Below are 1,605 nucleotides of genomic sequence, written 5' to 3'. Positions count from 1 at the left end.
GGCGCCCTTGATGTAGCAGGCCGTGCCCGTGCACACCACGCAGGCATGGCGGCCCTGGGGCTTCAGCATGAAGAGGTGATAGAAGGTGGCGACGCCGTAGACCTTGCTGAGCGGCAGGTCCAGGGAATCCGCCACAAAGGTCATGGCCTCTTCGTCCAGAAAGCCGAAGGCGTCCTGCACCGAATGCAGGGCCTCGATGAGCGCGTGTCCGGCGTAGCCGTTGCGGCGCATGGTGGCGTTGACCAGCTTCCAGCGCTTGTCGTTGCTGGGCAGGTCCGGTCGAGTTCGCTGCATGAAGGGCTCCCAAAGTGGCTGCCGGAGCGGTGCCGCGCACGCGGTCGGTAAGGCCACGCGCGAGACCTCATTAAAACGCGCTGTGCGGCTTTGTCAAAATAAAGATTCAATGACCGCGAACGGTGCGCGATTCCGAGCCAGGCGCGGCTGGTGCACTGGTTTCGTGCGGTGGTGGCAGGTGCTGGGACCTGGCTATACTGCGGCCACGGCGCCTTCCCGCTACCGGCGCCCGTGCACCTCGGCACCCCGGGGTGTCGCCGCTCCACGCCCCAGCTGGACCCCGACGCGACCTGTCAGCGCCCATGCCAGAGCCTCAACAGCACGTGCCGCAGCCCGGGTCGGAGCCGGAGGCCGCGGTATCCGATGGCAGTCCGTCGCACGGCGCCGGCCCCCGCGAGCGCAGGCGCCGGCGCGGCATCTATCTGCTGCCGAATCTGTTCACCACGGCGGCGCTCTTCGCCGGCTTCTATGCCGTGCTCTCGGCCAATGCGGGGCGCTTCGAGGCGGCGGCGCTCGCCATCTTCGCGGCCATGCTGCTGGACGGCTTCGACGGGCGCATCGCCCGCATGACCAACACCCAGACAGACTTCGGCGCCGAGTTCGACAGCCTCTCGGATATGGTGGCCTTCGGGGTGGCGCCGGCGCTGGTGGCCTATGAGTGGGCCCTGGGCGGGCTCGGCAAGCTCGGCTGGCTCGCCGCCTTCGTCTACACCGCCGGCGCGGCGCTCAGGCTCGCGCGGTTCAACACCCAGATCGGCATCGCCGACAAGCGCTACTTCCAGGGGCTGCCGAGTCCATCGGCGGCGGCCATCATCGCGGCGTCCGTGTGGATCGGTGTGGACAACGACATCGCCGGCGGCAGCGTGGGGCTGCTGGTGGCGCTCTTCACCGCGGGCGCCGGCCTGCTCATGGTCAGCAACTTCCGCTACCACAGCTTCAAGCTCCTGGACCTGCACGGGCAGGTGCCCTTCATGGTGCTGGTGGTGGTGATGCTGGGCTTCGCGCTGGTGGTGCTGGACCCGCCCATCGTGCTGTTTTTGCTGTTCTTCGGCTACGCCCTGTCCGGGCCGGTGCTGACGCTGGTGCAACGCCGCCGTCGCCGTGGTCGGCGCCGGCGCGAGGGTGCCGCGGGTGACGAGCGCTCGTCCTGAGCCGCCAATGGCGGTTGCCGCCGTCGCCGACCTGTCCGGGATCAAGCCAGCCGCGTCCAGACCATTCGGTTGCCGCGGGCTGCGCTGGTTTGGGCACGCCCTTTGCCGTAGATCATTAAGCCGGGCGGCGGCGCCGGGGAGCGTGAAACCTGGCCGGGGG

2 protein-coding genes are annotated in these 1,605 nt (G+C 69.0%); one reads left to right on the top strand and one right to left on the bottom strand.

Annotated features, from left to right (window positions below):
- Positions 1-294, bottom strand: a 294-nt coding sequence (locus I6U14_RS17365; RefSeq protein WP_296901028.1) for an NAD(P)H-dependent oxidoreductase subunit E, incomplete at its 3' end; no start/stop codon positions are given.
- Positions 295-596: 302 nt separating this feature from the next.
- Here I6U14_RS17365 and pssA point away from each other — a divergent pair.
- Positions 597-1,445, top strand: a complete 849-nt coding sequence (gene pssA / locus I6U14_RS17360; protein WP_296901026.1) for a CDP-diacylglycerol--serine O-phosphatidyltransferase — start codon at positions 597-599, stop codon at positions 1,443-1,445.
- Positions 1,446-1,605: the final 160 nt, after the last annotated feature.

This window comes from Thiohalocapsa sp. (genome assembly GCF_019695415.1).
Taxonomy (GTDB): domain Bacteria; phylum Pseudomonadota; class Gammaproteobacteria; order Chromatiales; family Chromatiaceae; genus Thiohalocapsa.
The sequence above is the reverse complement of the archived record's forward strand: the minus strand, read 5'-3'. Positions and strand labels throughout refer to the sequence as shown.

Excerpts from the sequence above, each read along its gene's own strand:
- pssA (WP_296901026.1), top strand. The coding sequence starts at position 597 with ATGCCAGAGCCTCAACAGCACGTGCCGCAGCCCGGGTCGGAGCCGGAG.